Here is a 23,989-nt window from a genome sequence, read left to right on the forward strand (position 1 = left end):
AGCGCATTCGCAAGGTGGCTTCGCCTTAGGTCCGTCTGGCCAATCCAACCTTGGCCGATATCCCTGGAGCGACATCAACCTCGCTATGTTTTTTCGGACAAGACTTATCAGGTTTTGACGCGATCTCGACTTGGGCAACAAGCCCAGCCTCTTCCAACTGTGCAGATAGAAGGGGCATATCATTGTCGCGCGCAAAGCTGCGCAGATCGGCCAACACATCAATGATCCAATCTCGTCCCATGCGCCACCGTCCCCACAATTCGTTAAAGATGTATTAACAACCTATACGTGTATCCAATGAATGAGAAAATATAGCAATAAAAAAGGGCGCAGTTACGATCACTGCGCCCAGCTTGGGAATGAGGTTGAGGTTGCTCTTAGCGGTCTCGGGATGCCTCCAGAGTATCTTCAAACGTGCGCAAGCCCATTTTTGGTGCTTGCACCAGCACGGACATATTGCCGGGCTTGTGTTCGTTCTTACGCATTTTGGTATGGGCTGCGGGAATAGCACCCCACTCAAAACACTCTGACATACACGGATCAAGGCGCTGCTCCAGCATTAGCTTGTTGGCAGCACTCGCTTGGGCGAGGTGCGCAAAGTGACTGCCTTGCAGGCGCTTTTGGTGCATCCACATGTAGCGCACGTCAAAGGTACAATTGAAACCAGTCGTGCCTGCACAAATCACCACCATACCGCCTTTTTTGCAAACCAATGAGGACACCGGGAAGGTTGCTTCACCAGGGTGTTCAAACACCATGTCGACGTTCACGCCTTTGCCAGTGATTTCCCAGATCGCCTTGCCGAACTTGCGGGCCTCTTTCAGCCATGTGTTGTATTCGGGCGTATTCACCGTGGGCAACTGGCCCCAACAGTTAAGGTCATTGCGGTTGATCACGCCCTTCGCACCCAACGACATGACAAACTCACGCTTGCTTTCGTCACTGATCACGCCAATGGCGTTTGCACCTGCCGTATTGATCAACTGGATCGCATAAGAGCCCAGGCCACCAGACGCGCCCCAAACCAAAACGTTCTGGCCCGGCTTCAAGTCATGCGGTTCATGGCCGAACAGCATGCGATATGCAGTGGCGAGCGTCAGCGTGTAACATGCGCTTTCTTCCCATGTCAGGTGCTGTGGGCGATGCATCAACTGCTGGGACTGCACGCAGGTGAACTGGGCGAAAGACCCATCTGGCGTCTCATACCCCCAAATGCGCTGGCTTTCGGAATACATCGGATCGCCGCCATTGCAGTGCTCATCATCGCCGTCATCCTGATTGCAGTGAATGACGACTTCATCACCCACTTTCCAGCGCTTAACCTTGTCGCCTACGGCCCAGACGATGCCTGCCGCATCAGACCCGGCAATATGGAATTCGGCCTTGTGCACATCAAACGGGCTGATCGGTATACCCAGTCCTGCCCAGACACCGTTGTAGTTCACGCGGCCGCCATCACGAGGACCAGAACCTCATTGCTGTCAGGCTTGGGTACATCTACGACCTCAAGCTGGAACGCCTTATCAGGCTCGCCGTGACGTCCGCGACGGATGGTCCAGGCATGCATCTGTGCGGGCACATGGCCCATCGGTGGCATCTCGCCCACTTCATAGAGGTCTTTTTCTGGTGCCGTGTATCCAGCTTGGTCGAGGGCCATCTCAGTCTCCATTACTCAGGTTCCAGTGTTGCCGCACCGCAGAATCGGTCGCGTTGGAACCTAAATAAGCGACAGTAAAGTAACTTTGCAACCATTATAAGGATAATTTTGTAATTTAATTACTCTGCAAGCGCAGAAACCGTGCCTGAATTTGCTGCACCTGCATCAAAATGATGCGCGATCGAGTTCGCATAGAAGCTCAGGATGTCTTGCCCCAGCTCAGTCACAGCTATCCCTGCCTCAGATTCAACAATAAGCTTGCGGGCAAGAAGGCGGCTTAGCGCATCATCGACAACGTCTTGCACCGACCGATTGGGGGCAGGCAGCTTGTGTTCCTTCAAAAATATCAGCGACTGCGAGACGGATGCCTCAAGATCAGACCGCATCATCGGAGATGCCTGTAGAAGATGGCGCGATACCAGTGGCACGCCGACAACGGGCATGACCTCTGCAATCCGCTTCATCAGCTCGTTGGCAATCTGCTCAGTGAGATCATGAACGCCGTCGGCATGGAACTTTGACAGTTCAAGTGGTTCGCCAAAACTCACTGAGGCCACGCCAAACCCTCGGAATCGCCGCGTGATCCGCAAACCGACGTGCCGCATGACACGCCGAAAGACATTCGTAAAAGGCGGTTTGAACTTGCGTGTACCCGACCTGTCGGCGGCGATCAGGATCGTGTCCTCCAAAACACGGTCGTAGTTCACCGCGACAGGCACAAAGATCACCTCGCGGGCGTCAGCATCAAAGTCTTCGACAACATAGTTCAGCAAACCCATCCGTGGCTTAGCCAGCAGCCCGTCAAGGCTCAACCCACCCTCCGGAAACACGGCCTGACTAACGCCACCGCGTGTGGCCATCTGCACATAGCGGGCAAGAACCTTGCGATACAGGGCCCCTCGGGACTTACGCCGAATAAAGTAAGCCCCCATTGCCCGAATAATCGCTGATAACGGCCACACCCGGGCCCATTCACCAACAGCATAGGACAATGCGCCCGCATTTGCCGCGAGATACGTCACTAAAACATAGTCCATGTTGCTGCGGTGGTTGATGACAAAGATAACAGCCGCATCAGGATCAATCTCTTCCAGACGCTTCCGATCAAACGTACCGAGCTTGATCCGATAGAGAGATTTGGATAGCCAACGCGCCAACCTGATGCCAATGCTGAAGTAAGCCGTCGCAGAAAACCCCGGCACGATTTCGCGCGCATAACGGCGTGCCTTCTCAAAAGCCACATTCTCTGGGATCTGCTCTTTGCGCGCGTGTTCGACAATGGCCTGCGTTACCTCCGGATCGTAGATCAGGCGCTGGATCATGTCATAGCGACGCGCAAGCTTGAACGGCTCGATGGGGCGTTGGAGCCGCTCGTTCAATTGGGCAATGACCCGTTCAGCCCGTTTGCGAAAAAACCACCGCACAGACGGGAACAAGAAATGCGACGCAAAGGTCACGGCAGCGAACAGGACCACAAGAACGAAGGCCCAGAGTGGCAAAGAAACGGTTTGCGTCATAGTTTGAGGGTGACAGGGAACGCCGGATAGGTAAATCCCATCATGCCGCAACGCAGCGAATTGACAGCGCCATAAAATGTCCGATAAACAGCAACTCGTGTAATTAAATTGCGCATACTGATTCAGGAGAGCCGCAAATGTCGCAGTCGCAGAAAGATCGCCCCTGGTTGTTCCGGACCTATGCCGGTCACTCGACCGCGGCGGCGTCGAACGCGCTCTACCGTGGTAACCTTGCCAAGGGGCAAACCGGTCTTTCCGTCGCTTTTGATCTGCCAACGCAGACGGGTTACGACAGCGATCACATCTTGGCGAAAGGTGAGGTTGGCAAGGTGGGCGTCCCCGTCAGCCACTTGGGTGACATGCGCGCCCTGTTCAATAACATCCCGCTTGATCAGATGAACACCTCGATGACGATCAACGCGACCGCCCCATGGCTCCTGTCGCTCTACATCGCGGTTGCAGAAGAACAGGGTGCAGATATCCGCGCCCTGCAAGGCACCGTTCAAAACGATATCATCAAGGAATACCTGTCGCGCGGCACCTACATCTGCCCGCCCGAGCCATCCCTCCGCATGATCACCGACGTAGCGGCATACACCCGCGAACATCTGCCCAAATGGAATCCGATGAACGTGTGCTCCTATCACCTGCAAGAAGCGGGGGCCACGCCAGAAGAAGAACTCGCCTTTGCGTTGGCGACAGCGACAGCGGTATTGGATAACCTGAAAGGCAAAGTTGCCGCCAAAGACTTTCCAGCGATGGTGGGGCGCATTTCATTCTTTGTGAACAGCCGGCATTCGTTTTGTCACAGAGCTTTGCAAAATGCGGGCCTTCGTTGAATTGTGGGACGAAATTTGCGCCAATCGCTACGGCGTTGAAGATGCCAAATACCGCCGTTTCCGCTATGGCGTTCAGGTCAATTCGCTTGGGCTGACCGAGCAGCAACCCGAAAACAACGTTTACCGCATTCTTCTGGAAACACTCGCCGTCACGTTGTCCAAGAACTCGCGGGCCCGTGCTGTCCAATTGCCCGCATGGAATGAAGCGCTCGGCCTGCCCCGCCCTTGGGACCAGCAATGGTCCCTGCGCATGCAGCAGATTTTGGCCTATGAAACGGATTTGCTGGAATTCGATGACCTTTTTGACGGCAATCCCGCAATTGATCGCAAAGTAAATGAACTCAAAGACGGTGCACGCGCTGAATTGGCGCAAATCGACGGGATGGGTGGCGCGGTCGGCGCGATTGCGTATATGAAATCGCGATTGGTTGAAAGCAATGCCGCCCGGATCGGTGGCATTGAAAAGGGCGACACAACCGTCGTTGGCGTCAACAAATGGCAGACCGGGGAACCTTCGCCACTGACCGCAGGCGATGATGCCATCATGGTTTCTGATCCCGAGGCAGAGGCTGATCAATTGCACCGCCTGAATGCATGGAAATCCGACCGCGACAGTGCAGCTGTCAACGAAGCGCTCGCGGCGCTACGTGCGGCAGCAAAAGATGGCAGCAATATCATGCCGCCGTCTATCGCCTGTGCCCGTGCGGGTGTGACAACGGGTGAATGGTCGGACGTGATCCGAAACGTCTTTGGCCAGTATCGCGCACCCACGGGCGTCAGCAGCAATCCGTCCAACCGGACTGAGGGGCTTGAAGACCTGCGCGAGCAGGTCGATCTGGTCAGCACGGCACTTGGCCGCCGATTGAAATTCCTGGTCGGCAAGCCGGGGCTGGACGGTCATTCAAATGGGGCCGAACAGATCGCGGCGCGGGCGCGCGACTGTGGCATGGATATCGATTACGAAGGTATTCGTTTGACGCCAGAAGAAATCGTCACGGCTGCCCAAAATGGTGATTGCCACGTCATTGGCCTGTCCATTCTGTCAGGATCACACATCCCATTGGTCCGGGATGTAATGAACAGACTGCGCGCCGCGGGTATTGCCCATATTCCCGTAATTGCCGGTGGCATTATTCCCGATGATGACGCAAATGAATTGCGCGCCATGGGTGTCGCGCAGGTTTACACGCCGAAAGATTTTGAGTTGAATAAAATCATGAGTGATATCGTGACACTGGTCGACCCGCGGTCAGTCGCAGCCGAATAGGCGGCAAAAACCTGCGCTTTTGTATAGTTGCACTTGAATAGGGCGTGAACTCCTATTTGCCAGGGTATACTGACCATTGAAATGAATAGGAGTGGTCAATATGAAACCCGATCTGAAATCAATGACGCGTAAAGAGCTTGAAAAGCTTCAGGTGAATATCGAAAAGGCGCTGGTGAAACTCGCTGAGAAAGATAAGAAAGCAGCACTTGCTGCCGCGCAAAAAGCAGCTGCATCGCATGGGTTTTCTTTGGCTGAACTGACAGATGGCGCAGTTACCAAACCAACCCGCAAGCGCAAAGCAGGCCTCAAGACCGCTTCAGCACCAAAATACAAAAACCCTGCTGATGCCAACCAAACCTGGACAGGTAAAGGGCGTCAGCCTGAATGGTTCAAGGCGGCCATCAAGGCAGGAACATCGCCCGACGCAATGGAAATCTAGCTTTCCCCTTTGCGCGACTGCGCTTAGGCTGGGCCAAAACACAGAAAGGCCCAGCCATGACAATCCATATCGGCGCTGAAAAAGGCGACGTTGCACCAACCGTCCTGATGCCGGGCGATCCCTACCGCGCGAAATGGGCGGCAGAAACATTTTTGACCGACGCGCGTTGCATCAACGAAGTTCGGGGTATGCTGGGCTTTACCGGTATGTGGAATGGGCATCCGGTGACGATACAAGGGTCAGGCATGGGCATGCCGTCATTGTCGATCTATGCCAACGAGCTAATCAAAGATTATGATGTCCAAACACTAATCCGTATTGGTTCCTGCGGTGGTATGCAGAATGATGTCGGGATTCGGGATGTGATCTTGGCGATGACGGCATCGACATTGTCGACACCATCACGCGGCATCTTCAAAGAACTCAACTTCGCCCCCTGCGCCGACTACGGGTTGCTATCATCAGCAGAGGCAGCAGCAAAAGCGAAAGGCGTACCAACTCATGTCGGAGGCATCTATTCTTCGGATGTGTTCTATGATGAACGCCCGGACCTGACCGAACAAATGATCCGCCACGGCATTCTCGGTGTCGAAATGGAAGCGGCTGAACTCTACAATCTCGCAGCGCGCCACAAACGACGTGCCTTGGCGGTCCTGACAGTTAGTGATCACCTGATCACACATGAAGCACTGCCAGCGAAAGACCGCGAGAGGTCCTTTGGGGATATGGTCGAGATCGCACTGACGGCTGCATTTTCATAGATGTCATGCGGGGCTTTTCCCTACCCTGTGCCGGGTCGGCCCTTACAACAAACCTCTTTCGTTTGATGTTTTCAGCATTGGGGCGGTCGTAATGTTCGCTAAATTCTTAGGCATCTGTGTCAGACAATCAATATCGGCAAGCCCTGTTCCTGTGCCCACAAACCCATTTAGCATCAATTGGAATACTGCCGTCCATCGATAGTACGCTGTCTGATGAAGCCAAGACGAGCTGTCGGAAGCCTACAATCCCACCCGCTTATGGCGTTCAATTCGACATAGACCATGCCCGCCATTTCAGCTTGTCCCGCGTTGCGTGAAGAGCCCGAAAACGGATGTCTTACAGCGGCTCTTGTCTTTGGAAACCGGAGGTCGCGGGTCATACGCGACATTCTCTGGACACTTTCTTCAAGGGGAAGTGGGCTGTCCAGCAAACGATTTGATAACTGCTCAAGCATCTCACTAAGACGAGTTCAACAGTGGGTTGCAATATCCGTTTTGCGCAGCAGACCACTCCTTGTTACTGTTCTGCACAAGCTTGCCGATCAGACTAAATGATTTGCGTGAGATCACAGTTATAGGGCGCCTTCCTCTATCAGGTGCCGGTTTGCTTTATCACTTCATGCATGCTTAAAATCGTGGCTACTGCGCGCTTTGTACGCTTTTGGATGTCGACATACGGTACCTTTATGACGCCCAATTGAACACGCACCATGCCTAAGCCTTCAAGCAAGCCCATCAGGTCTTCGGCGATGTCCATTGGATGAGTTGCATCCGACAAAGCGCCGTTCGTTTGTGCCAACTGGAACATCAGGGCAAAATCCCTTTGAGTCTGACCGTAGGCTGCGTCAAAGAACGTTTGCCCAATATGCGGATTGCCACGCGCTTCTTCATGCATCAAACGCGCGAATTCCATCGTGTCGGCAGCGTTCAGAAACGTCAGAAGCTTAGTGCCATAGTGGACCAAAGCCTCGCGCAGTTCCGGAATCGTTTCGGTCTTGGGCGGCGTCAGTTCACGGAACTTCGCAGCCTCGGCTTCGGTCACACATCGCAGGATATCTGCCATATTATCAAAATGCCGGTAGATTGACGCTTTGGAGACCGCAGCTTCGCGTGCGAGCAAATCAGTCGACACTTTTTCAAACCCGCGTTCAAAAAACAGTAGGCGTGCCGTGTATAGAATGCGGTCATATGATGGTCGTTTGCTCATAAAACGTACCTAACCAGTAAAATGGCAAATGGAAAGTACTGGATCGTACTCTTTTGCCTTGCCGTCTCCCGGGCACACTCTAGGTACGGTACAGTACCCAACAGAAAGCCGACAGATGAAGCCCACGATCTTAACAGTAGCCACTCTTGCTTTGGCCTTTCCATTGCATGCCCAAGACACACGGGTTTTGACACCGTCGGGCGATCCCGCGCCAATACGGGCAGTCAAATTGATCCAGGCTGGGGGCGGAGCAGCACAGCTGGAACGGGTCTTTTTCGGTCAGGTCGTGGCGCGCGAAACGGTTGACCTGTCGTTTGAAGTTGGTGGGCGATTGATCATGTTTGATGCCCAAGAAGGCCAGTTTCTGGACGAAGGCACCCAAATTGCCGCGATGGATTTGGCACCATTTGAACGAGCGGTAGAGCGTGCAACGCTGCAGCTTGCGAAAGCCAATCGTGACCTGACACGCGCACAAACACTGGCACAATCAAATGTCGCATCGGCCACACAGGCAGAAAACGCCGAGACGGCCCGTGATCTTGCCGTTGTGTCTTGGCGTGAAGCGACAGATGCCCTTGAAGATGCCACACTTCATGCGCCTTTTCGCGCACTCGTGGCATCCCGCCTAACGCCAAACTTTGCCAACGTAACGCCGGGTCAACCCATCGTGCGCCTGCACGACATGTCCGAGGTCTGTGTTGAAATCGACGTGCAAGAGCGCCTATTCCAGAGCCTAACCGATGTCGCCAGCCTTAGTTTTGTTGGCACATCTCCTTTATTTGATGGTGAAGTACCTCTGGCCTTGCGTGAATTCAACGCAGAAACTCAAAACATCGGCCAAAGCTACCGCGTTACCCTTGCCTTGCCTTCCAACCAAGTCCCCAAAGCCATTATTCCTGGTGCGTCAATGACCGTGACCGCGCGGCTACGCAACACCGACACTACCGCGATCACTCTACCCCCGTCAGCGGTTCAGGTTACCAGTGATGGCGCACAGGTCATGGTTTACGTTCCCAATGCCGACAATGAAGACGGGACGGTTGCTCTGGTGCCTGTAAGTGTAACCTCTGCCAATGGCACAACGCTTACTGTGACCGGGCTTGGCCCGGATCAATGGATCGTCGGCGCAGGTGTTCAAATGCTGCGCGATGGCGAAACCGTACTTCCATTCACAGGCATGAGCGTGGAGTAAGCCATGAAAATTGCGCGTTTCTCGATTGAATATCCAATCTACACATGGCTCTTCATGGCATTCGCACTGGTCGGTGGCGTAGTTGGCTATGTGTCAGTCGGGAAACTAGAAGATCCAACGTTTACGCTAAAATCCGCGCTCGTCATTACGCCGTATCCCGGTGCGACAGCGAAAGAGGTCGCGACGGAGATTTCGGAAGTACTGGAAGCTGAGATCCAGCAGATGGACGAAATCAAGACGGTCACATCGCGCAACACCCAGGGCAGTTCGGTGATCGAGGTTGAAGTCAAAGACCAGTTTGGCGGCGATGAATTGCCCCAAATCTGGGACGACCTGCGTGACCGGGTCGCGGATGCGCGCGCGGCTTTACCTTCTGATGCACTGCCTACCATCGTCAACGATGACTTTGGCGATGTGTTTGGCATTCTTTACGCCGTGTCGGCCCCTGGGTTTTCAGATGCCGAAATCTGGGATATCGCCACCTTCATGCGCCGGGATTTGCTGACCGTCGAAGGCGTCGCAAACGTCGAAATTCAGGGGCTCCCGGAGGAGGCGATTTTTATCGAACCATCCTCTCAGATCGTGTCATCTCTTGGCATTGATCCAGGGCTGATTTTTGGCGTGATCAATGCGTCAACGGCAATAAACCCAACAGGCTTTGTCAGCAACGGAAGCGCAAATCTGCGGATTCAAGGCCCCTCGGCAGAGGACAGTGTAAGCGAGATAAGCGGCCTCACATTCGGGTTTCAGGGTGAGGTTCTGAACCTGCTCGATATCGCTCAAGTCAGCCGGGGTCGTGTCGATGATCCAGAACACATTGTGCGTCACAACGAGCAAGAGGTGTTTACTCTTGGCGTATCTGGATTGCTATCTGAGAACATCGTGGCCGTCGGTCAGCGCGTTGAGGCTGAACTAAATATCCTTGAAGACCTGTTGCCAGTGGGCGTTACGGTCACACCCATCTACGAACAACATCGCGTGGTGGACGATGCCAACGGCAGCTTCCTTGTTTCGCTAGCGATGTCAGTGAGTGTCGTGATCGGGGTTTTGGCACTGTTCATGGGACGGCGCGCCGCAGTTGTAGTTGGTGTATCGCTGTTGCTGACAGTCACATCCACCTTCTTTTTTATGTATCTGCTTGATGTCAAAGTCGAACGTATCAGTCTTGGTGCACTGATCATTGCAATGGGCATGTTAGTCGACAACGGTATCGTGATCGCCGAAAGCATGCAGCAAGAAATGCGCAAAGGGCGCACATCCCGCGAGGCTGCAGATACTGCGTCAAAGAAAACCCAAGTTCCACTGCTGGGGGCGACGATCATCGGCATCATGGCCTTTGCGGGTATCGGCCTATCACCTGACGCGACGGGCGAATTCATGTTCTCTCTATTTGCCGTGATTGCGATTTCTCTGCTGCTGTCATGGTTTGTCGCAGTGACTGTCACCCCGCTTCTGGGTCACTACCTGTTCAGAACTGGTGATCTCATAGGGGATGACACTGGCTACAACGGTGCCGTTTTTCGCGCCTACGGCGGTCTGGTGCGACAGGCTTTGAAATTTCGCTGGCTCGTAATTTTTGGGCTGATCGGGACGACTGTCGCCTGCGTCATTGCATTTGCACAGGTCAGGCAACAGTTCTTCCCGCCTGCCAACACCCCTTTGTTTTATCTCGAGTATAAAGCTGCCCAAGGCACCGCAATTGACGAAGTGTCCAATGACTTGGCGGTAATCGAGGAGTGGCTATTGGCGCGCGACGATGTCGAAGCCGTCACAGCCACCATCGGGCAAGGTCTGACTCGCTTCATACTCACCTATAACCCGGCCCGTCGCGACAGCTCATACGGTCAATTGGTGATCCACGCGACGGCCTCAGAAGCGATCCCAGAACTGCGGGCAGAACTGGATCAATTCGGAATCAAAGCGCTGCCCTGGGCAGAACTTCAAACCAAGCGGATCATCTATGGCCCGCCTGTCGGTTCCGACATCGAGGTGCGCTTTTCGGGCCCCGACCCCGAGGTTTTGCGCGAACTTGCCGGACAAGCGACCGATATCCTGCGTGACGCGACGCCACTTCTGCATAGTGAACACAGCGACTGGCGTGAACAGGAGATCATAACCCGCCCTATCTATGCCGAGGACCGCGCGCAAGCAGCCGGTATCGCCCGTGGCGACATTGCAAATGCCATCGCTTTGGCCACCAACGGCATTCCAGCTGGCACCTACCGAGAGCGTGATCGTTTAATTGACATCATTGTACGCACGCCGCGTGAAGAGACCGCACGTGACGGTCAACTCTTGGATCAGATCGTATACTCCAACGCCATTGGCGGATACCTTCCCCTTAGCCAAGTCATCGACGGGTTTGCTGTAGTGGCTCAGAATCCCGTCATCGAGCGCCGGAACCGTGTTCCGACAATCACAGTGCAGGCAAATGTCATTGAAGGGCTAACACCACCAACTGTCTTTGCGGATATCCGCCCTCTGGTCGAAGCGATTGACCTGCCAACAGGCTACCGTTTGGAATGGGGTGGTGAGTTTGAAAGTGCGGGCGAGGCACAAGCCTCGCTGGGTCGCCAAATGCCGCTGGCCTTTGGCACCATGCTGCTGATCACCCTGCTGCTATTTGGTAAACTCCGACAAACGGCGGTGATCTGGACAATCGTGCCGATGGCAATCAATGGTGTCGCCGTTGGGCTGCTTTATGCGAACTTGGCGTTCAGTTTTACAGCGATGCTGGGACTTTTGTCGCTATCGGGTATGTTGATCAAAAACGCGATTGTACTCGTTGACGAGATTGACGCCCAAAAGGCTGAAGGGCTGCCACAGGATAGATCAATTGTGGTGGCTAGCGTTAGCCGCCTGCGTCCGGTGGTCTTGGCTGCGCGCACCACAATCCTCGGGATGCTCCCGTTGCTGGCGGACGGTTTCTTCGCCGCAATGGCGGTTACGATTATGGGCGGTTTGGGCTTTGCATCAATCCTGACACTGATCGGCGTTCCGGTTTTATATCATACTTATCTCCGCAAAGAGCGCCGCATCGACAAACGCGCTGCTCTCGCGATGGCGGTAGCGTAGTGGCCCGTATCCCCACGGAGCGCTTTGAAAAAGTGCACGTGAGTTCAGTTGCGGAACTGCGCTGTTGGCTAATCACTCATCACACCCAAGCTGAGAACATCTGGCTGGTGACATTCAAGAGATGCGTACCTGACAAATTCATATCAACCCAGGACATCTTGGATGAGATCATCTCATTTGGGTGGATCGACGGTATTCGGCGTAAGTTGGACCACGACCGGACAATGCAAGTTATCGGACCACGCTACACGCAAGCTTGGGCCAAAAGCTACAAAGACCGGGCAGCGCGGCTGATTGCGGACGGACGGATGACCAACGCAGGGTTGCGATCAATTGCCGCGTCAAAAGAACATGGGCTGTGGGACTATTGGGCCGATGTTGATGCACTGATCGTGCCCGACGATTTGCGCACAGCACTTGATAGCTTGTCGATTGCTGCGCAGAATTTCGATCAAAGCGCGCCGTCTTACAGGCGTAACTTGTTACGTTGGTTGAAACTGGCCAAAACACAATCAACGCGGCTCAAGCGGATTGCTCAAATCGTTGACTACACAGCGCGGGGAGAAAAAATGCCGCACATGTAGCGGCGTCTACAGAAATTCGGATATCCGCCGCGCGCTTCCCCGACGATCATACGAGAAACCGACCCTCTTCATCTTCTCAGATATAAAAATATATGGTGATGCGATACGCATAACCTCCGGGGGAGCGTCAGCAGCGGACGACAGCCCTCCTTTCGACGGAATCCAGCAATGCGGTAGGTGCCTTAAACCACCCGTTCGACCATCATGCCTTTGATATGCGCAATCGCCTTTGCCGGGTTCAGACCCTTCGGGCAAGTTTTGGCACAGTTCATGATCGTATGGCAGCGGTAGAGCTTGAATGGATCTTCAAGGTCGTCCAGACGCTCGCCGGTCGCTTCGTCACGACTGTCAATAATCCACCGATACGCATGAAGTAGTGCCGCTGGCCCCAGATACCGATCACCGTTCCACCAATATGATGGACAGGAGGTCGAACAACATGCGCACATCACGCATTCATACAGGCCATCAAGCTTTTTGCGGTCATCGATTGATTGCTTCCACTCTTTGGCTGGACGATTGGTCTTGGTCTCAAGCCACGGCATGACAGACGCGTGCTGCGCATAGAAATGGGTCAGGTCCGGGATCAAATCTTTGATCACTGGCATATGAGGTAGTGGATAGATTTTCACATCACCCTTCACCTCGTCCATCCCATAGATACAGGCCAGCGTATTGATCCCGTCAATATTCATCGCGCAAGACCCGCAAATCCCCTCACGGCAGGACCGGCGGAAAGTCAGCGTCGGGTCTATCTCGTTTTTGATCTTGATCAGCGCATCCAGAACCATCGGGCCGCAGGTGTCCATATCCACAAAATACGTATCCAACTGCGGATTTTTCCCGTCATCAGGGTTCCAGCGATAAATCTGGACCTTGCGCAAATTCGTGGCACCGTCCGGCTTGGGCCAGGTCTTACCCACTTTCATGCGGGAGTTCTTGGGAAGTGTCAGTTGTACCATCTTGTCATTCCTTCCGTCTGAGGCGCGGGCCTCAACCTTTATATCGCGCGTAAGCGGGCTTCGGCCTGATAGGCGGCTCGCCGGTCAAATTCAAAACGCAGCTTTCATAGACTGCAATCGGGTCAAGCCCACGGATCGCATCCAGACTGACGCTGATACCGGCGCTTGCAAATGGGCCAGAGTTGCTATTGGCGCCAACCGTCACGCCCACTTCGGGCCCCTGCGCGGCGCGTGCCCGTTCCTCGCAGCGGTCTGCGGCCCGCTCTGGTGTCATCGGTGTGCATGCGGCGGCAAGCACGAAACTCAAAGCGATCGCAATGCGCATCATAGGGTCAGCCCGTTCAATCCAAGAGAATTGTTCACCGTACATCTGATTGTATCGGGGCGTTCCGCAATCCTGACAATCAGGTCTGTTGTCGCAGCATTGGCACCGACGATGGCACCTTCAGCAATCTGGATAATCTCAGCAGAAGATGCGTTGTCGATGATGCAGTCTGTCAAAGGCCGCGCATCGACACCTGGGAACCGCGCCTGCACCGCTGTGTTGACCACACCTTTTGCCGCGTCGCGTGCCAGCACATCACCCGCAGGGCCAAGGTCTTGCATGCAACCCGCCAGCATCATTGAAGCAGCACCAAGGGCGGCCATCAAGCGCATCAGAACGTCCGCTCTTTCGGCGCAATCTTGGCTTCGGAAATGCCGCCTTCCGCTTCCGTGGTCAGCCCTGCGGTGATGACAGGGCGATAGCTCAGCTTTACCTTCGCGTCCTCAATATGGCTGATGGTGTGGACCCGCCATTTTTCATCATCCCGCGTCGCGTAATCCTCATGCGCATGCGCGCCACGGCTTTCTTTCCGCGCCTCAGCCCCCACAATGGTGGCCAGCGCGTTTGGCATCAGGTTTGTCAGTTCCAGCGTTTCCATCAGGTCGCTGTTCCAGACAAGACTGCGGTCGGTGACAGTCAGATCATCCATCTTTTCCGCAATTGCTGTCATCTTCTTGACGCCTTCGCCAAGCGTCTTGTCAGTGCGGAAAACCGCCGCATCCGCCTGCATCGCCCTTTGCATTTCAAGACGCAGTTCGGCGGTCCTGACAGTGCCTTTCGCATGGCGCAACCCATCGAAGCGATCAAAGCACTGATCCACTGACGCTTGGTTCAGCGTCGGATTTGGCGCTTCCCGGTCGACAACTTCACCGGCACGGATCGCAGCCGCGCGGCCAAACACCACAAGGTCGATCAAGCTGTTTGAACCAAGACGGTTCGCACCATGCACAGAGGCACAACCCGCTTCACCCACTGCCATCAGGCCGGGCACAACGCGGTTAGGATCTTTCTTGGTAGGGCTCAGCACCTCACCATAATAATTCGTGGGGATCCCGCCCATATTGTAGTGCACCGTCGGCAGCACTGGGATCGCCTCTTTCGTCACGTCCACACCCGCAAAGATACGCGCGCTTTCTGAAATACCGGGCAGACGTTCGGCCAAAGCCTCTTTCGGCAGGTGGTTCAGGTTCAGGCTAATATGATCGCCATTGGCACCAACCCCGCGCCCTTCGCGGATTTCCATCGTCATACAACGGCTGACATAATCACGTGGTGCGAGGTCTTTATAATTGGGCGCGTAGCGTTCCATGAACCGCTCGCCTTCGGAATTGGTCAGATAACCACCCTCGCCACGTGCGCCTTCGGTGATCAAGCACCCAGCGCCATAGATGCCGGTTGGGTGGAATTGCACAAACTCCATATCCTGCAAAGGCAGACTCTGACGGGCGACCATACCGCCGCCATCACCCGTGCAGGTGTGGGCGGATGTGGCAGAGAAATACGCGCGGCCATAGCCACCTGTCGCCAGAACAACAGTCTTGGCGTTGAAGACGTGCATAGTGCCATCGTCCAGCTTCCACGCGATCACACCCTGACAGATGCCATCATCCGACATGATCAGATCAAGGGCGAAGTATTCGATATAGAATTCGGCCTGCTGCTTCAGCGACTGGCCATAAAGGGTGTGCAAAATCGCGTGGCCAGTTCGGTCAGCAGCCGCACAGGTGCGTTGTACCGGAGGGCCTTCTCCAAACTCGGTCGTGTGACCACCAAACGGACGCTGGTAAATCTTGCCCGCTTCGGTGCGGGAAAACGGCACACCATAATGCTCCAGCTCATAAACCGCTTTGGGTGCCTCACGCGCCAGATACTCCATCGCGTCGGTATCACCCAACCAGTCAGAGCCCTTCACCGTGTCATACATATGCCACTGCCAGCTATCCGGGCCCATGTTGCCCAGCGATGCGGCAATCCCGCCCTGAGCCGCCACAGTGTGCGAGCGGGTCGGGAAGACCTTAGTGATACAGGCGGTGCGCAACCCCTGCTCGGCCAGACCCAAAGTGGCCCGTAGCCCAGCGCCACCGGCCCCTACAACAATCGCGTCATAGGTATGTGTTTCGTATTCGTAGGCTGCCATCTTGAGGTTGCTCCGAAAGAATTAAAAGGCGATGCGGATGATTGCGAAAATCGCAAAAGCCGCCGCTGCATAAGACACACAGATCATGCCGATGATGGCCGCTTTGCGGGCGAAACCGTGGACATAATCTTCGATCAGGGTTTGCACGCCCAACCGGTAGTGAAAAAAGCCAACCAGCAAGGTCAGGATCGCAACCACCGCCGGGAACGGACGTTGGTAATAGGCGATCACCTCTTCATAGGAAGAGCCGAGGATGGACCCAAAGGTGAAGACAAACAGTGGCGTCAGGATCAACAGCGCGACCGAGGTCACCATCATCTGCCAATGATGTTCGGTCCCGGTTTTTGCAGAACCCATGCCAGAAGCGCGCTTGCGGTCAGTCAAAAATGCCATGATGCGCCCCCTTATACGACGATGATCGTGAAAATGGTCAGCAGCATCGACAGCACCATCATCATCTGCGCCGCCATCTCAGACTTGTCGACGTCCAGCATACGGCCACTGTCCCAGACCAAATGGCGTAAACCACCTAGCAAGTGATACCAGAGCCCCAACACAGACAGCGTCATGACCAGATCGCCAAACCAGCTGGTGACAAACCCGTTCGCTGTCGCAAATGCATCTGGTCCGGCCGCTGCAGCCACGAACCACCAGACAATCATCAATGCGGCAACGATCAGTGCATTCCCGGTGATCCGCACCAGAATTGAGGACATGGACGTCCATTGCGGACGGTAGATCGTCAAATGCGGTGACAGCGGGCGATTGCCCCGGTTCACGTCAGCCATAACAGTTCCCTTCGTTGGCTTGTGCCGCCCGGCAAGACGACGCCTTTGATTTCTTTTTGCACCATTCTTTCCGCAGAGTCACGCACGGCAAGCCTGCAATCGTGCGAAAAATGGTCACGAGACGTTGAGTTTTTGGAGCTTGTGATCACACTTTTGAAAAGCGTGATCACAAATTTTGAAAACTTAAGGATCAAGCGCCGCCAATGGCTTGGTGAGTTCGCGCAACAACTTGCGCCTGATTTCCGCTGGATAGTCCTCAAAGGTATTCGCAGTCACTGCAAACGCGGCGGGCCCTGTGATCACGTCACTTTCGAAATACCTCGTCAGCCCCGGCACACTTGCCTCGATCACCAACGCGTTCACCGTCACACCAGCCGCCCTAAGCTCTGGCCAGACCGCGTTGGGAACTCGTCCTTCATTGCTCGGCCCATCGCCCGAGATGTCGACGACATAACGTTCACACTCTGGGACCTGCGCAAAGTAGGGCAGTGACAACACTAAGGCCTCGCCAATCGCGGTCGAGAAATTGCGCCAGATGCGGGGCGTCACAACCACCTGATTGGCGAAGGCCAAGACATCTGTATCGTCATGCATGGTGGACCAACCGATCACAACCTCTTGGCGGCTGGTCCCAGTCCATTGCATGAGCGCCAGTTTCGATTGTCCACCAACCAGCGCCGCAGAAACCGAACTATCAAGCAGTCCCGCTGCCAGCCCGTCCATCTGGATGCGGTATTCGTCCGGGTCGACCGACCCCGAAACATCCACCGCCAACATCAAAGCAACCTCGCAGGCAGGCGCCGGCGTGGCAAAATTCATCAGGCTGGCGCAAAGGATCGCACGCATAGGGTCACCCTAGCGGCGGTTGAGCTGCGCGCAAATCACAACTGATCGGCTAGATCGGCATTAGTGCCCAATAATCCAGATCAAGCAGTACATCGGGGTTGTACTTGCCATCATCGCCGCGCAAGACATCCGCATCGCCTTTGGTCGCAACAAGCCGCAGTCGGATTGCGCCTACACCCGGGGCATCAGTTTCAGCCATATCCAAAACCTCTGACCAAGCGCGTACGGTATCCCCCGCAAAACAGGGGTTCGCATGCGCACCGCCGTTCAGCGCAACAATCATCTGTGCATTGGCCAACCCGTTAAAGGACAGGGCCCGCGCCAGCGAGATCACATGACCACCGTAGATCAGCCGTTTCCCATCGGACCGGTTGGTCGCATCAAAATGCACCTTCGCAGTGTTCTGCCATAAGCGGGTGGCCAACATATGTTCAGCCTCTTCGATGGTGACGCCATCGACATGGTCGATCACTTCACCCACTGCACAATCACTCATGCGATGCGGCTCACCCGCCAGCGTGAAGTCATAGTCAGCAAAGGTCAGCCCCTCCGGCACAACAATATCCGCTGCCGCAACCGCATCTGTTAGTTTTGGAATAACTGTCTCAGGCGCATCGCCATCCCCGCGCTTACGTACCATCACCCAGCGCACATAGCTCAGGACCTCTTCGTCGTGCTGATTACGCCCGGTGGTGCGGACCCAGACAACGCCGGATTTGCCATTCGAGTTCTGCTTCACCCCAATCACTTCAGACTGCGAGGTCAGCGTATCGCCCGGATAAACCGGGCGCACCCAACGCCCCTCCGCATAGCCCAGGTTCGCAACTGCATTGATCGACACGTCCGGTACTGTCTTGCCAAACACCATATGAAAGGTGACCAGATCATCCACTGGCGACGCAGGCAGGCCGCAGGCACGGGCGAACTCATCCGACGAATAAAGCGCCCCGCGCGCCGGATAAAGCGCATGGTACATCGCCCGCTCTCCACCCGAAATCGTACGCGGCACGGCATGGGTGATCACATCGCCGACGGTATAGTCTTCAAAAAACCGGCCTGCATTTGTCTTGCTCATTGTTGCCCCAGTTTCATGTCTTTGGAATACGGTGTGTCGACATCCTTGGTCACCGCCTGCCCACAGCGCATCACGCCATTGGCATGGTCATAGGCATAAGTCGGATCGCCATAAAGTTCCCAACCCTTGGACAGCGCTTCAGACACTTTGTGACAGAAGTCCGAGGTATCGTCCTCGGTCAGCAATCTGTAAATCTTCATTCGCTTATCCCCAAGGTGTCACGCCCAGCGCATAGTGAATGGCCATCACAATGATCATCACAACGACCGTCACAACAATCGCCACAACCTCTTTCTTCGCCGGGGCACGGTCAGGCCGCTGCCAAGGTCCGTCCTGCGCATTGATCAACAAGATTTCAACGACCGCCCAAGCCAGAAGACCGCCAAACAGAACGAATGACGGTGTGTCACCATTCACGAGCAAATGCGAAATCGCCCAGATCGAAAAACCCGTGAGTTGCGGGTGACGTACTTTCGTCCCCAGCCAGATTTTCGCACCCTGCGCCGCGCTGGCCGCATAGAAATAGAAGGCCAAGATCATCAGGAGGTTATTGATCCCAACCCACATCGGATCACGACCCCAGTACACCGCACCATCAGCGGCGCGATACCCCAGCACCATCAGCACGATGCTGACCACAATCAGAATGGCGACCAGGCCTTTACCGGGCTCACCCAGCTTGGCCCTTGGCCCCGGTGCAAGTCGTTTGAACAAATGCGCCGCCCACCAAAGGGCAACGCCTGCAACAAGAAGTGTCATGAAGTCTCCAACGTGGCGATAGCTGCGGATTTCGCCAACGTCGCCCGCGCAGTGACAATATGCAAGTTCTCAACGATGCGACCATCGACCACAGCAACCCCCTGCCCTTCCGCTTCGGCGGCCTCGAAGGCTTCAATCTGGCGGCGGGCCAGATCAATCTCGTCTTCGGTCGGGCCAAAGGCGGCATTCGCAATCGCGACCTGCGCCGGGTGGATCAGTGTTTTACCGTCAAAGCCCATGTTCCGACCCTCGGCGCATTCAGCCCGCAACCCATCTTCATCTTTGAACGCATTATAGACGCCATCAAGCGCCACAATCCCCGCAGCCTTCGCGGCCAACATGCAAAGCTGCAAGGATGTCATCAGCGCGGCGCGGGTCCGCGAATTCAAATCCTTCGCCAGATCATTCGTCCCCAGCACAAACCCCGCAATCCGTGGATGCGCCGCGATGCTTTGCGCGTTCAAAATCCCTTGCGGCGTTTCCATCATTGCCCACATCGGCAGATCAGGGACCAAGGCCGCCAGCGCGTCCACATCTGCGGGGCCATTTACCTTCGGCAGCAATATCGCATCGCATTCCATCGCCGCAACGGCGGCGGCATCAGCGGCACCCCATTCAGTATCAAGCCCGTTGATCCGCACAACCTTCAACCGTTGACCATACTCGCCATCCGCCAAGGCGGCATACAGCGTATCGCGTGCCGCAACTTTGGCATCGGGCGCGACCGCATCCTCCAGATCAAAGAGGATCACATCAACCGGCAGCCCGCGCGCTTTGTCCAACGCCCGATCCTTGGACCCGGGGATGTAAAGTGCGGAACGGTAAGGGCGGTTATGCATCGAATCTTCCTCGCAATAAAGTTGCGCTGAGAACGCCAGATTTGAGCGGATCATTCAAGGCAAAAATGCCGCAACGCAGCGACGGGATGCATCGTTACGGTGTGTTAACCAATTTAGCGCATGTTGCCCGGACAATTTGATCCACTTGCAAGGTCGCGGCACTTCGCTGTGACCGACTTCGCAAAAGGGAAACCAAATGAGACGCACACTCTTTCTGATGTCCTTCGGGATTGGCGCGATGATTATCGCAGCACAACAGACACAGGCGCAAACCGGCAATTGTGCAGACCACGCGACGGTGGTCGAACGGCTGGGCGAACGCTATGGTGAAAGCAAGCAATCCATCGGTTTGGGCAGCGACAATGCGGTGGTTGAGGTCTTTGCCTCGATGGACACCGGATCGTGGACGATCACTGTGACGCGCCCGGGCGGGCCAACCTGTCTGGTCGCCGCCGGGCAAGCCTATCAATATGTGAACGAACCTTTGGCGAACTTTGACAGCCAAAGCTGACGTCGGCGGTCCGGCTTACGCCAATGCGATCCAGATAAGCCGGACACCGGTTAGCACCAACAACACGTAGGTCAGACCAAAGAACAGACGCTCGGGGACAAGGTGATGGGCCTTTACGCCGATCCATGCCCCAAGCAGTGCGAAGGGCGCCAAGACCAAGCTGCCCATGATTGTGTCCCAACTGAAGATGCCCAGAAACACATAGGGGACCGCCTTCATCCAATTGATCGCCCAAAAGACGACAACGGTGGTCGCCTGATATGCCGTCTTACTAAGACCCTGTGAGAGCAGAAACACCGCCGAGGGCGGCCCGCCCGCATGGCTGACAAAGCTGGTAAATCCGCTCACCATACCTGCAAACCAAGCCAGAGGTGTCGAAAACGGCATCTGTTTGACGGTCAGCAAACCCAATGCGCGCGACCATTGAAAGGCGACAAAGGCCAGGCAAATCAGCCCGATCAACACCCGGAATACATCTGCATCCACCGACGCATACAACCACGCGGCAATGATGCATCCTGGTATCGCGCCAATCATTAGCCCCTTGGCAGATGGCCAGTGCCATTTGCCCCAATAGGGTTTCAGCGTCGCCGCATCGACCAGCATAAACAGTGGCAAAACGATGCCCAAAGCGACGCCCGGCGGCACAACAAGCGCTAGAATCGCGCCAGCGACAAATGCCGCACCTGACCCAAAACCACCCTTCGAAATCCCGCCGAATATGATAGCTGGGATGCCGACCACAAAAAATTCCCATCCGAAGTCAATCACTTGAGCACACCGATTTGTCCTTCATTCACGTCTCGTTAGCGGTTTGACGTCAGCTTGGCCACCAGGCATTGGCCGATGCCGCGATGCGGCACTCTTGCGCGCAGGGCCGCAAACCCTTACCCCAATTGCCGAAACCAAATCACCAAAGGACCTGTTTCAATGGCCAGACCCAAGATAGCCCTTATCGGCGCCGGACAAATCGGCGGCACGCTTGCACACCTCGCAGCTGTCAAAGAACTCGGCGATGTTGTCCTCTTCGATATCGCAGAAGGCATCCCACAAGGTAAGGCGCTTGATATCGCCGAAAGCGGCCCGGCTGCCAAATTCGACGGCAGCTTCAAAGGTGCCAACAGCTATGAAGACATCGCTGGCGCAGACGTTTGCATCGTCACAGCTGGCGTGGCCCGTAAGCCGGGCATGTCCCGCGATGATCTGCTGGGCATCAACCTGAAAGTCATGAAATCCGTTGGCGAAGGCATCGCAGCCCACGCGCCGAACGCCTTCGTTATCTGCATCACGAACCCGCTGGACGCGATGGTTTGGGCGCTGCGCGAATTCTCTGGCCTGCCCCACCATATGGTTTGCGGCATGGCCGGTGTTCTGGATAGCGCACGCTTCCGTCACTTCCTTGCCGAAGAATTCGATGTCTCCATGCGCGACGTCACAGCCTTCGTTCTGGGCGGCCACGGGGACACGATGGTCCCGCTGACACGCTATTCCACAGTGGCGGGCATCCCGTTGCCAGATCTGGTGGACATGGGCTGGACGACACAGGAAAAGCTCGACGCGATTGTGCAGCGTACACGCGATGGCGGTGCCGAAATTGTTGGCTTGCTGAAAACTGGCTCCGCTTTCTACGCCCCTGCCACATCCGGCATCGAAATGGCCGAAGCCTACCTCAAAGATCAAAAGCGCCTGCTGCCTTGTGCAGCTCATGTTGATGGCGCTTACGGCCTTGATGGGTTTTACGTTGGCGTGCCCACCGTCATCGGTGCCGGTGGCATCGAACGCGTGGTCGAGATCAAGATGAACAAAGAAGAACAAGCGATGTTCGATAAATCCGTCGACGCCGTGAAGGGTTTGGTTGAGGCCTGCAAAGGCATCGACGACAGCCTGTCTTAAAACAGATCGAAGAAGGGTGCTACGCTAGCACTCTTCTTTTTGCATCTTGACTGAACAATGTTCATGAATTATGTTCAAATAGCTAGAAGGAGTAATCACATGCGTTTCCCAACTGCCATCGCTTTGGCCAGTATCACCATTGCCACGACCGCCAATGCCGAAACGGACTATTCTGCGATGATCGCACAAAACGGTCTCGCCGCGACCGAGGCCAACCTGTCCGCAATCACCAACCAAACCGCGTCTGACCAGTTTGCACTCGGCGGCGTCCGCTTCTTAGGCGCCATTGAAGGCGCGTTGCAAACGCTTTACGCCACGCAAATCAACCGCGACATGGCTGAGATGAGCGACCTGCCCTTTCTGCGCTTGCCCCTGCCACCAAACCCGGATGCCGTCCCCTTCAAGCCGGAAGCTATCGCCGATACATTCGCAACCGCCCTTGACGATCTTGCGGGCAGCCTCGCCGCGCTCGACACGATCACCGATGCCGACGATGTTGGCGTGACAATCAACACCGCTGATCTATGGTTCGATATCAACGCCAATGGGACGCGCGAAGCTGGCGAAGGTATGTTGGAAGTGGCCGCCTCACAGCTCAATCGCGGGCTGGATGGCACAGCCACGCCACCCATCGTGCGCTTTGACACCTCGGACGCCGCATGGCTGTCAGCCTATGCGCACCTGCTGTCCGGGGTCAGCGAAACGGTTCTGGCCCTTGATCCCACCACCGCTATTCAACGCGTCACCGACAGTGCCGCGGCCATGGAAGCCCTTAACGATGGTAGCCGTCAAATGATCTTCATGCCGGATGAAGACAATTGGGTCGACGTCGTGGCGATGTTCATCCACGCCATTGAAGGCCAGCCCGATGTGGAACGGTCACGCAACGCGCATGCCCACTTCCTTGCCATGATCGCCGACAACCAGACCTTCTGGTCGCGCGTCGCAACCGAAACCGACGACAAGCTGGAATGGATCCCGAACCCTAACCAGACCAGTGTCCTGCCGCTCGAGTTTCCCGCTGACGTGGGCAGCCAATGGCGCATGGTCCTGGCAGAGGCCGAGGCCGTCCTGAAAGGTGACCTGCTGATCCCGCACTGGCGATTGGGCAGCGGTGCAGGCATCAATCTTGCCAAAGCTATGCAGAATCCACCCGAGATCGACATCATCGCAATCATCCAAGGCGAAGGTGTTCTGCCCTATCTGGAAGAAGGGACACGCATGTCGGGTCAAAGCCTCAACCAGTTCAGCCGGATGCTCGGTGGCGACGCGGGGCTCTACATGATCGTTTTCAACTAGATCACCTTGCTCCTGCT

The 23,989-nt window shown here is 55.5% G+C and carries 23 protein-coding genes and 2 pseudogenes; 9 read left to right on the forward strand and 16 right to left on the reverse strand.

Going from position 1 to position 23,989, the window contains the following annotated elements:
* Positions 1-25: 25 nt before the first annotated feature.
* The 3 genes and pseudogenes from QTO30_RS10010 to QTO30_RS10020 form a co-directional block, all read right to left on the reverse strand.
* Positions 26-241, reverse strand: a complete 216-nt coding sequence (locus QTO30_RS10010; RefSeq protein ID WP_340424006.1) for a hypothetical protein — start codon at positions 239-241, stop codon at positions 26-28.
* 136 nt (positions 242-377) lie between these two features.
* A pseudogene (gene ccrA, locus QTO30_RS10015) lies at positions 378-1,657 on the reverse strand (crotonyl-CoA carboxylase/reductase).
* A gap of 119 nt (positions 1,658-1,776) precedes the next feature.
* Complete coding sequence (locus QTO30_RS10020) at positions 1,777-3,174, reverse strand: 1-acyl-sn-glycerol-3-phosphate acyltransferase (protein WP_340424007.1); 1,398 nt, start codon at positions 3,172-3,174, stop codon at positions 1,777-1,779.
* Positions 3,175-3,311: 137 nt separating this feature from the next.
* Here QTO30_RS10020 and QTO30_RS10025 point away from each other — a divergent pair.
* The 3 genes and pseudogenes from QTO30_RS10025 (at position 3,312) to deoD (ending at position 6,480) form a co-directional block, all read left to right on the forward strand.
* Positions 3,312-5,280, forward strand: a pseudogene (locus QTO30_RS10025) (methylmalonyl-CoA mutase family protein).
* Positions 5,281-5,380: 100 nt separating this feature from the next.
* Positions 5,381-5,719, forward strand: coding sequence for an H-NS histone family protein (locus tag QTO30_RS10030; protein WP_340424008.1), 339 nt, complete (start codon positions 5,381-5,383; stop codon positions 5,717-5,719).
* Positions 5,720-5,775: 56 nt separating this feature from the next.
* Positions 5,776-6,480: a purine-nucleoside phosphorylase gene (gene deoD, locus QTO30_RS10035; RefSeq protein ID WP_340424009.1), complete on the forward strand. Its 705-nt coding sequence runs from the start codon at positions 5,776-5,778 to the stop codon at positions 6,478-6,480.
* Positions 6,481-7,072: 592 nt separating this feature from the next.
* Here the strand turns inward: deoD and QTO30_RS10040 are convergent.
* Positions 7,073-7,687: a TetR/AcrR family transcriptional regulator gene (locus tag QTO30_RS10040; RefSeq protein ID WP_340424010.1), complete on the reverse strand. Its 615-nt coding sequence runs from the start codon at positions 7,685-7,687 to the stop codon at positions 7,073-7,075.
* Between the two features lie 115 nt (positions 7,688-7,802).
* Here QTO30_RS10040 and QTO30_RS10045 point away from each other — a divergent pair, with 115 nt between their 5' ends.
* From QTO30_RS10045 to QTO30_RS10055, 3 genes are all read left to right on the forward strand, one after another.
* Positions 7,803-8,879, forward strand: a complete 1,077-nt coding sequence (locus QTO30_RS10045) for an efflux RND transporter periplasmic adaptor subunit (protein ID WP_340424011.1) — start codon at positions 7,803-7,805, stop codon at positions 8,877-8,879.
* A 3-nt stretch (positions 8,880-8,882) separates the two neighbouring features.
* Entirely contained in the window at positions 8,883-11,954 is a 3,072-nt protein-coding gene (locus QTO30_RS10050) for an efflux RND transporter permease subunit (RefSeq protein WP_340424012.1), read from the forward strand.
* Between the two features lie 158 nt (positions 11,955-12,112).
* The gene (locus QTO30_RS10055; protein ID WP_340424013.1) at positions 12,113-12,538 is read left to right on the forward strand and encodes a YdeI/OmpD-associated family protein; all 426 of its coding nucleotides are present in this window, start codon (positions 12,113-12,115) and stop codon (positions 12,536-12,538) included.
* Between the two features lie 182 nt (positions 12,539-12,720).
* Here the strand turns inward: QTO30_RS10055 and QTO30_RS10060 are convergent, their stop codons facing one another.
* From QTO30_RS10060 to QTO30_RS10110, 11 genes are all read right to left on the reverse strand, one after another.
* Complete coding sequence (locus QTO30_RS10060) at positions 12,721-13,500, reverse strand: succinate dehydrogenase iron-sulfur subunit (RefSeq protein WP_340424014.1); 780 nt, start codon at positions 13,498-13,500, stop codon at positions 12,721-12,723.
* A gap of 31 nt (positions 13,501-13,531) precedes the next feature.
* On the reverse strand, positions 13,532-13,828 hold the full coding sequence (locus tag QTO30_RS10065; RefSeq protein WP_340424015.1) for a hypothetical protein: 297 nt from the start codon (positions 13,826-13,828) through the stop codon (positions 13,532-13,534).
* Positions 13,825-14,157: a succinate dehydrogenase gene (locus QTO30_RS10070; RefSeq protein WP_340424016.1), complete on the reverse strand. Its 333-nt coding sequence runs from the start codon at positions 14,155-14,157 to the stop codon at positions 13,825-13,827. Before QTO30_RS10070 ends, QTO30_RS10065 begins: the two co-directional genes overlap by 4 nt.
* On the reverse strand, positions 14,157-15,962 hold the full coding sequence (gene sdhA, locus QTO30_RS10075) for a succinate dehydrogenase flavoprotein subunit (protein WP_340424017.1): 1,806 nt from the start codon (positions 15,960-15,962) through the stop codon (positions 14,157-14,159). The genes QTO30_RS10070 and sdhA overlap by 1 nt, the downstream gene beginning before the upstream one ends.
* Before the next feature lie 21 nt (positions 15,963-15,983).
* Entirely contained in the window at positions 15,984-16,355 is a 372-nt protein-coding gene (gene sdhD / locus QTO30_RS10080) for a succinate dehydrogenase, hydrophobic membrane anchor protein (RefSeq protein ID WP_340424018.1), read from the reverse strand.
* 11 nt (positions 16,356-16,366) lie between these two features.
* Positions 16,367-16,750, reverse strand: a complete 384-nt coding sequence (sdhC, locus tag QTO30_RS10085) for a succinate dehydrogenase, cytochrome b556 subunit (protein WP_340424019.1) — start codon at positions 16,748-16,750, stop codon at positions 16,367-16,369.
* Between the two features lie 183 nt (positions 16,751-16,933).
* Positions 16,934-17,596: a DUF1194 domain-containing protein gene (locus QTO30_RS10090; protein ID WP_340424020.1), complete on the reverse strand. Its 663-nt coding sequence runs from the start codon at positions 17,594-17,596 to the stop codon at positions 16,934-16,936.
* Between the two features lie 49 nt (positions 17,597-17,645).
* Entirely contained in the window at positions 17,646-18,671 is a 1,026-nt protein-coding gene (locus QTO30_RS10095; protein WP_340424021.1) for a MaoC family dehydratase, read from the reverse strand.
* Positions 18,668-18,871, reverse strand: coding sequence for a DUF1737 domain-containing protein (locus QTO30_RS10100; protein ID WP_340424022.1), 204 nt, complete (start codon positions 18,869-18,871; stop codon positions 18,668-18,670). The genes QTO30_RS10095 and QTO30_RS10100 overlap by 4 nt, the downstream gene beginning before the upstream one ends.
* Positions 18,872-18,875: 4 nt before the next feature.
* Positions 18,876-19,430 carry an NnrU family protein gene (locus QTO30_RS10105; RefSeq protein ID WP_340424023.1) on the reverse strand — a complete coding sequence of 185 codons (555 nt, stop codon included), beginning with the start codon at positions 19,428-19,430 and terminating at the stop codon, positions 18,876-18,878.
* Positions 19,427-20,269 carry an HpcH/HpaI aldolase/citrate lyase family protein gene (locus QTO30_RS10110; protein ID WP_340424024.1) on the reverse strand — a complete coding sequence of 281 codons (843 nt, stop codon included), beginning with the start codon at positions 20,267-20,269 and terminating at the stop codon, positions 19,427-19,429. The genes QTO30_RS10105 and QTO30_RS10110 overlap by 4 nt, the downstream gene beginning before the upstream one ends.
* A 196-nt stretch (positions 20,270-20,465) precedes the next feature.
* Here QTO30_RS10110 and QTO30_RS10115 point away from each other — a divergent pair, with 196 nt between their 5' ends.
* Positions 20,466-20,780: a hypothetical protein gene (locus tag QTO30_RS10115; RefSeq protein ID WP_340424025.1), complete on the forward strand. Its 315-nt coding sequence runs from the start codon at positions 20,466-20,468 to the stop codon at positions 20,778-20,780.
* A 15-nt stretch (positions 20,781-20,795) separates the two neighbouring features.
* Here the strand turns inward: QTO30_RS10115 and QTO30_RS10120 are convergent, their stop codons facing one another.
* Entirely contained in the window at positions 20,796-21,551 is a 756-nt protein-coding gene (locus tag QTO30_RS10120) for a sulfite exporter TauE/SafE family protein (protein ID WP_340424026.1), read from the reverse strand.
* A 159-nt stretch (positions 21,552-21,710) separates the two neighbouring features.
* On the opposite strand from QTO30_RS10120, the gene mdh reads away from it, so the two are divergent.
* Both mdh and QTO30_RS10130 read left to right on the forward strand, forming a co-directional pair.
* Complete coding sequence (mdh, locus tag QTO30_RS10125; RefSeq protein ID WP_340424027.1) at positions 21,711-22,673, forward strand: malate dehydrogenase; 963 nt, start codon at positions 21,711-21,713, stop codon at positions 22,671-22,673.
* Between the two features lie 99 nt (positions 22,674-22,772).
* On the forward strand, positions 22,773-23,972 hold the full coding sequence (locus QTO30_RS10130; RefSeq protein WP_340424028.1) for a hypothetical protein: 1,200 nt from the start codon (positions 22,773-22,775) through the stop codon (positions 23,970-23,972).
* Positions 23,973-23,989: the final 17 nt, after the last annotated feature.

This window comes from Yoonia sp. GPGPB17, assembly GCF_037892195.1.
Taxonomy (GTDB): domain Bacteria; phylum Pseudomonadota; class Alphaproteobacteria; order Rhodobacterales; family Rhodobacteraceae; genus Yoonia.

Excerpts from the sequence above, each read along its gene's own strand:
- QTO30_RS10070 (WP_340424016.1), bottom strand. The coding sequence starts at position 14,157 with ATGCGCTTGATGGCCGCCCTTGGTGCTGCTTCAATGATGCTGGCGGGT.
- QTO30_RS10095 (WP_340424021.1), bottom strand. The coding sequence starts at position 18,671 with ATGAGCAAGACAAATGCAGGCCGGTTTTTTGAAGACTATACCGTCGGC.
- QTO30_RS10115 (WP_340424025.1), top strand. The coding sequence starts at position 20,466 with ATGAGACGCACACTCTTTCTGATGTCCTTCGGGATTGGCGCGATGATT.
- QTO30_RS10130 (WP_340424028.1), top strand. The coding sequence starts at position 22,773 with ATGCGTTTCCCAACTGCCATCGCTTTGGCCAGTATCACCATTGCCACG.
- QTO30_RS10090 (WP_340424020.1), bottom strand. The coding sequence starts at position 17,596 with ATGCGTGCGATCCTTTGCGCCAGCCTGATGAATTTTGCCACGCCGGCG.
- sdhD (WP_340424018.1), bottom strand. The coding sequence starts at position 16,355 with ATGGCATTTTTGACTGACCGCAAGCGCGCTTCTGGCATGGGTTCTGCA.
- QTO30_RS10050 (WP_340424012.1), top strand. The coding sequence starts at position 8,883 with ATGAAAATTGCGCGTTTCTCGATTGAATATCCAATCTACACATGGCTC.
- QTO30_RS10045 (WP_340424011.1), top strand. The coding sequence starts at position 7,803 with ATGAAGCCCACGATCTTAACAGTAGCCACTCTTGCTTTGGCCTTTCCA.
- sdhA (WP_340424017.1), bottom strand. The coding sequence starts at position 15,962 with ATGGCAGCCTACGAATACGAAACACATACCTATGACGCGATTGTTGTA.
- QTO30_RS10105 (WP_340424023.1), bottom strand. The coding sequence starts at position 19,430 with ATGACACTTCTTGTTGCAGGCGTTGCCCTTTGGTGGGCGGCGCATTTG.
- QTO30_RS10110 (WP_340424024.1), bottom strand. The coding sequence starts at position 20,269 with ATGCATAACCGCCCTTACCGTTCCGCACTTTACATCCCCGGGTCCAAG.
- QTO30_RS10010 (WP_340424006.1), bottom strand. The coding sequence starts at position 241 with ATGGGACGAGATTGGATCATTGATGTGTTGGCCGATCTGCGCAGCTTT.
- QTO30_RS10100 (WP_340424022.1), bottom strand. The coding sequence starts at position 18,871 with ATGAAGATTTACAGATTGCTGACCGAGGACGATACCTCGGACTTCTGT.
- QTO30_RS10020 (WP_340424007.1), bottom strand. The coding sequence starts at position 3,174 with ATGACGCAAACCGTTTCTTTGCCACTCTGGGCCTTCGTTCTTGTGGTC.
- QTO30_RS10060 (WP_340424014.1), bottom strand. The coding sequence starts at position 13,500 with ATGGTACAACTGACACTTCCCAAGAACTCCCGCATGAAAGTGGGTAAG.
- QTO30_RS10030 (WP_340424008.1), top strand. The coding sequence starts at position 5,381 with ATGAAACCCGATCTGAAATCAATGACGCGTAAAGAGCTTGAAAAGCTT.
- QTO30_RS10040 (WP_340424010.1), bottom strand. The coding sequence starts at position 7,687 with ATGAGCAAACGACCATCATATGACCGCATTCTATACACGGCACGCCTA.
- QTO30_RS10065 (WP_340424015.1), bottom strand. The coding sequence starts at position 13,828 with ATGATGCGCATTGCGATCGCTTTGAGTTTCGTGCTTGCCGCCGCATGC.
- sdhC (WP_340424019.1), bottom strand. The coding sequence starts at position 16,750 with ATGGCTGACGTGAACCGGGGCAATCGCCCGCTGTCACCGCATTTGACG.
- mdh (WP_340424027.1), top strand. The coding sequence starts at position 21,711 with ATGGCCAGACCCAAGATAGCCCTTATCGGCGCCGGACAAATCGGCGGC.
- deoD (WP_340424009.1), top strand. The coding sequence starts at position 5,776 with ATGACAATCCATATCGGCGCTGAAAAAGGCGACGTTGCACCAACCGTC.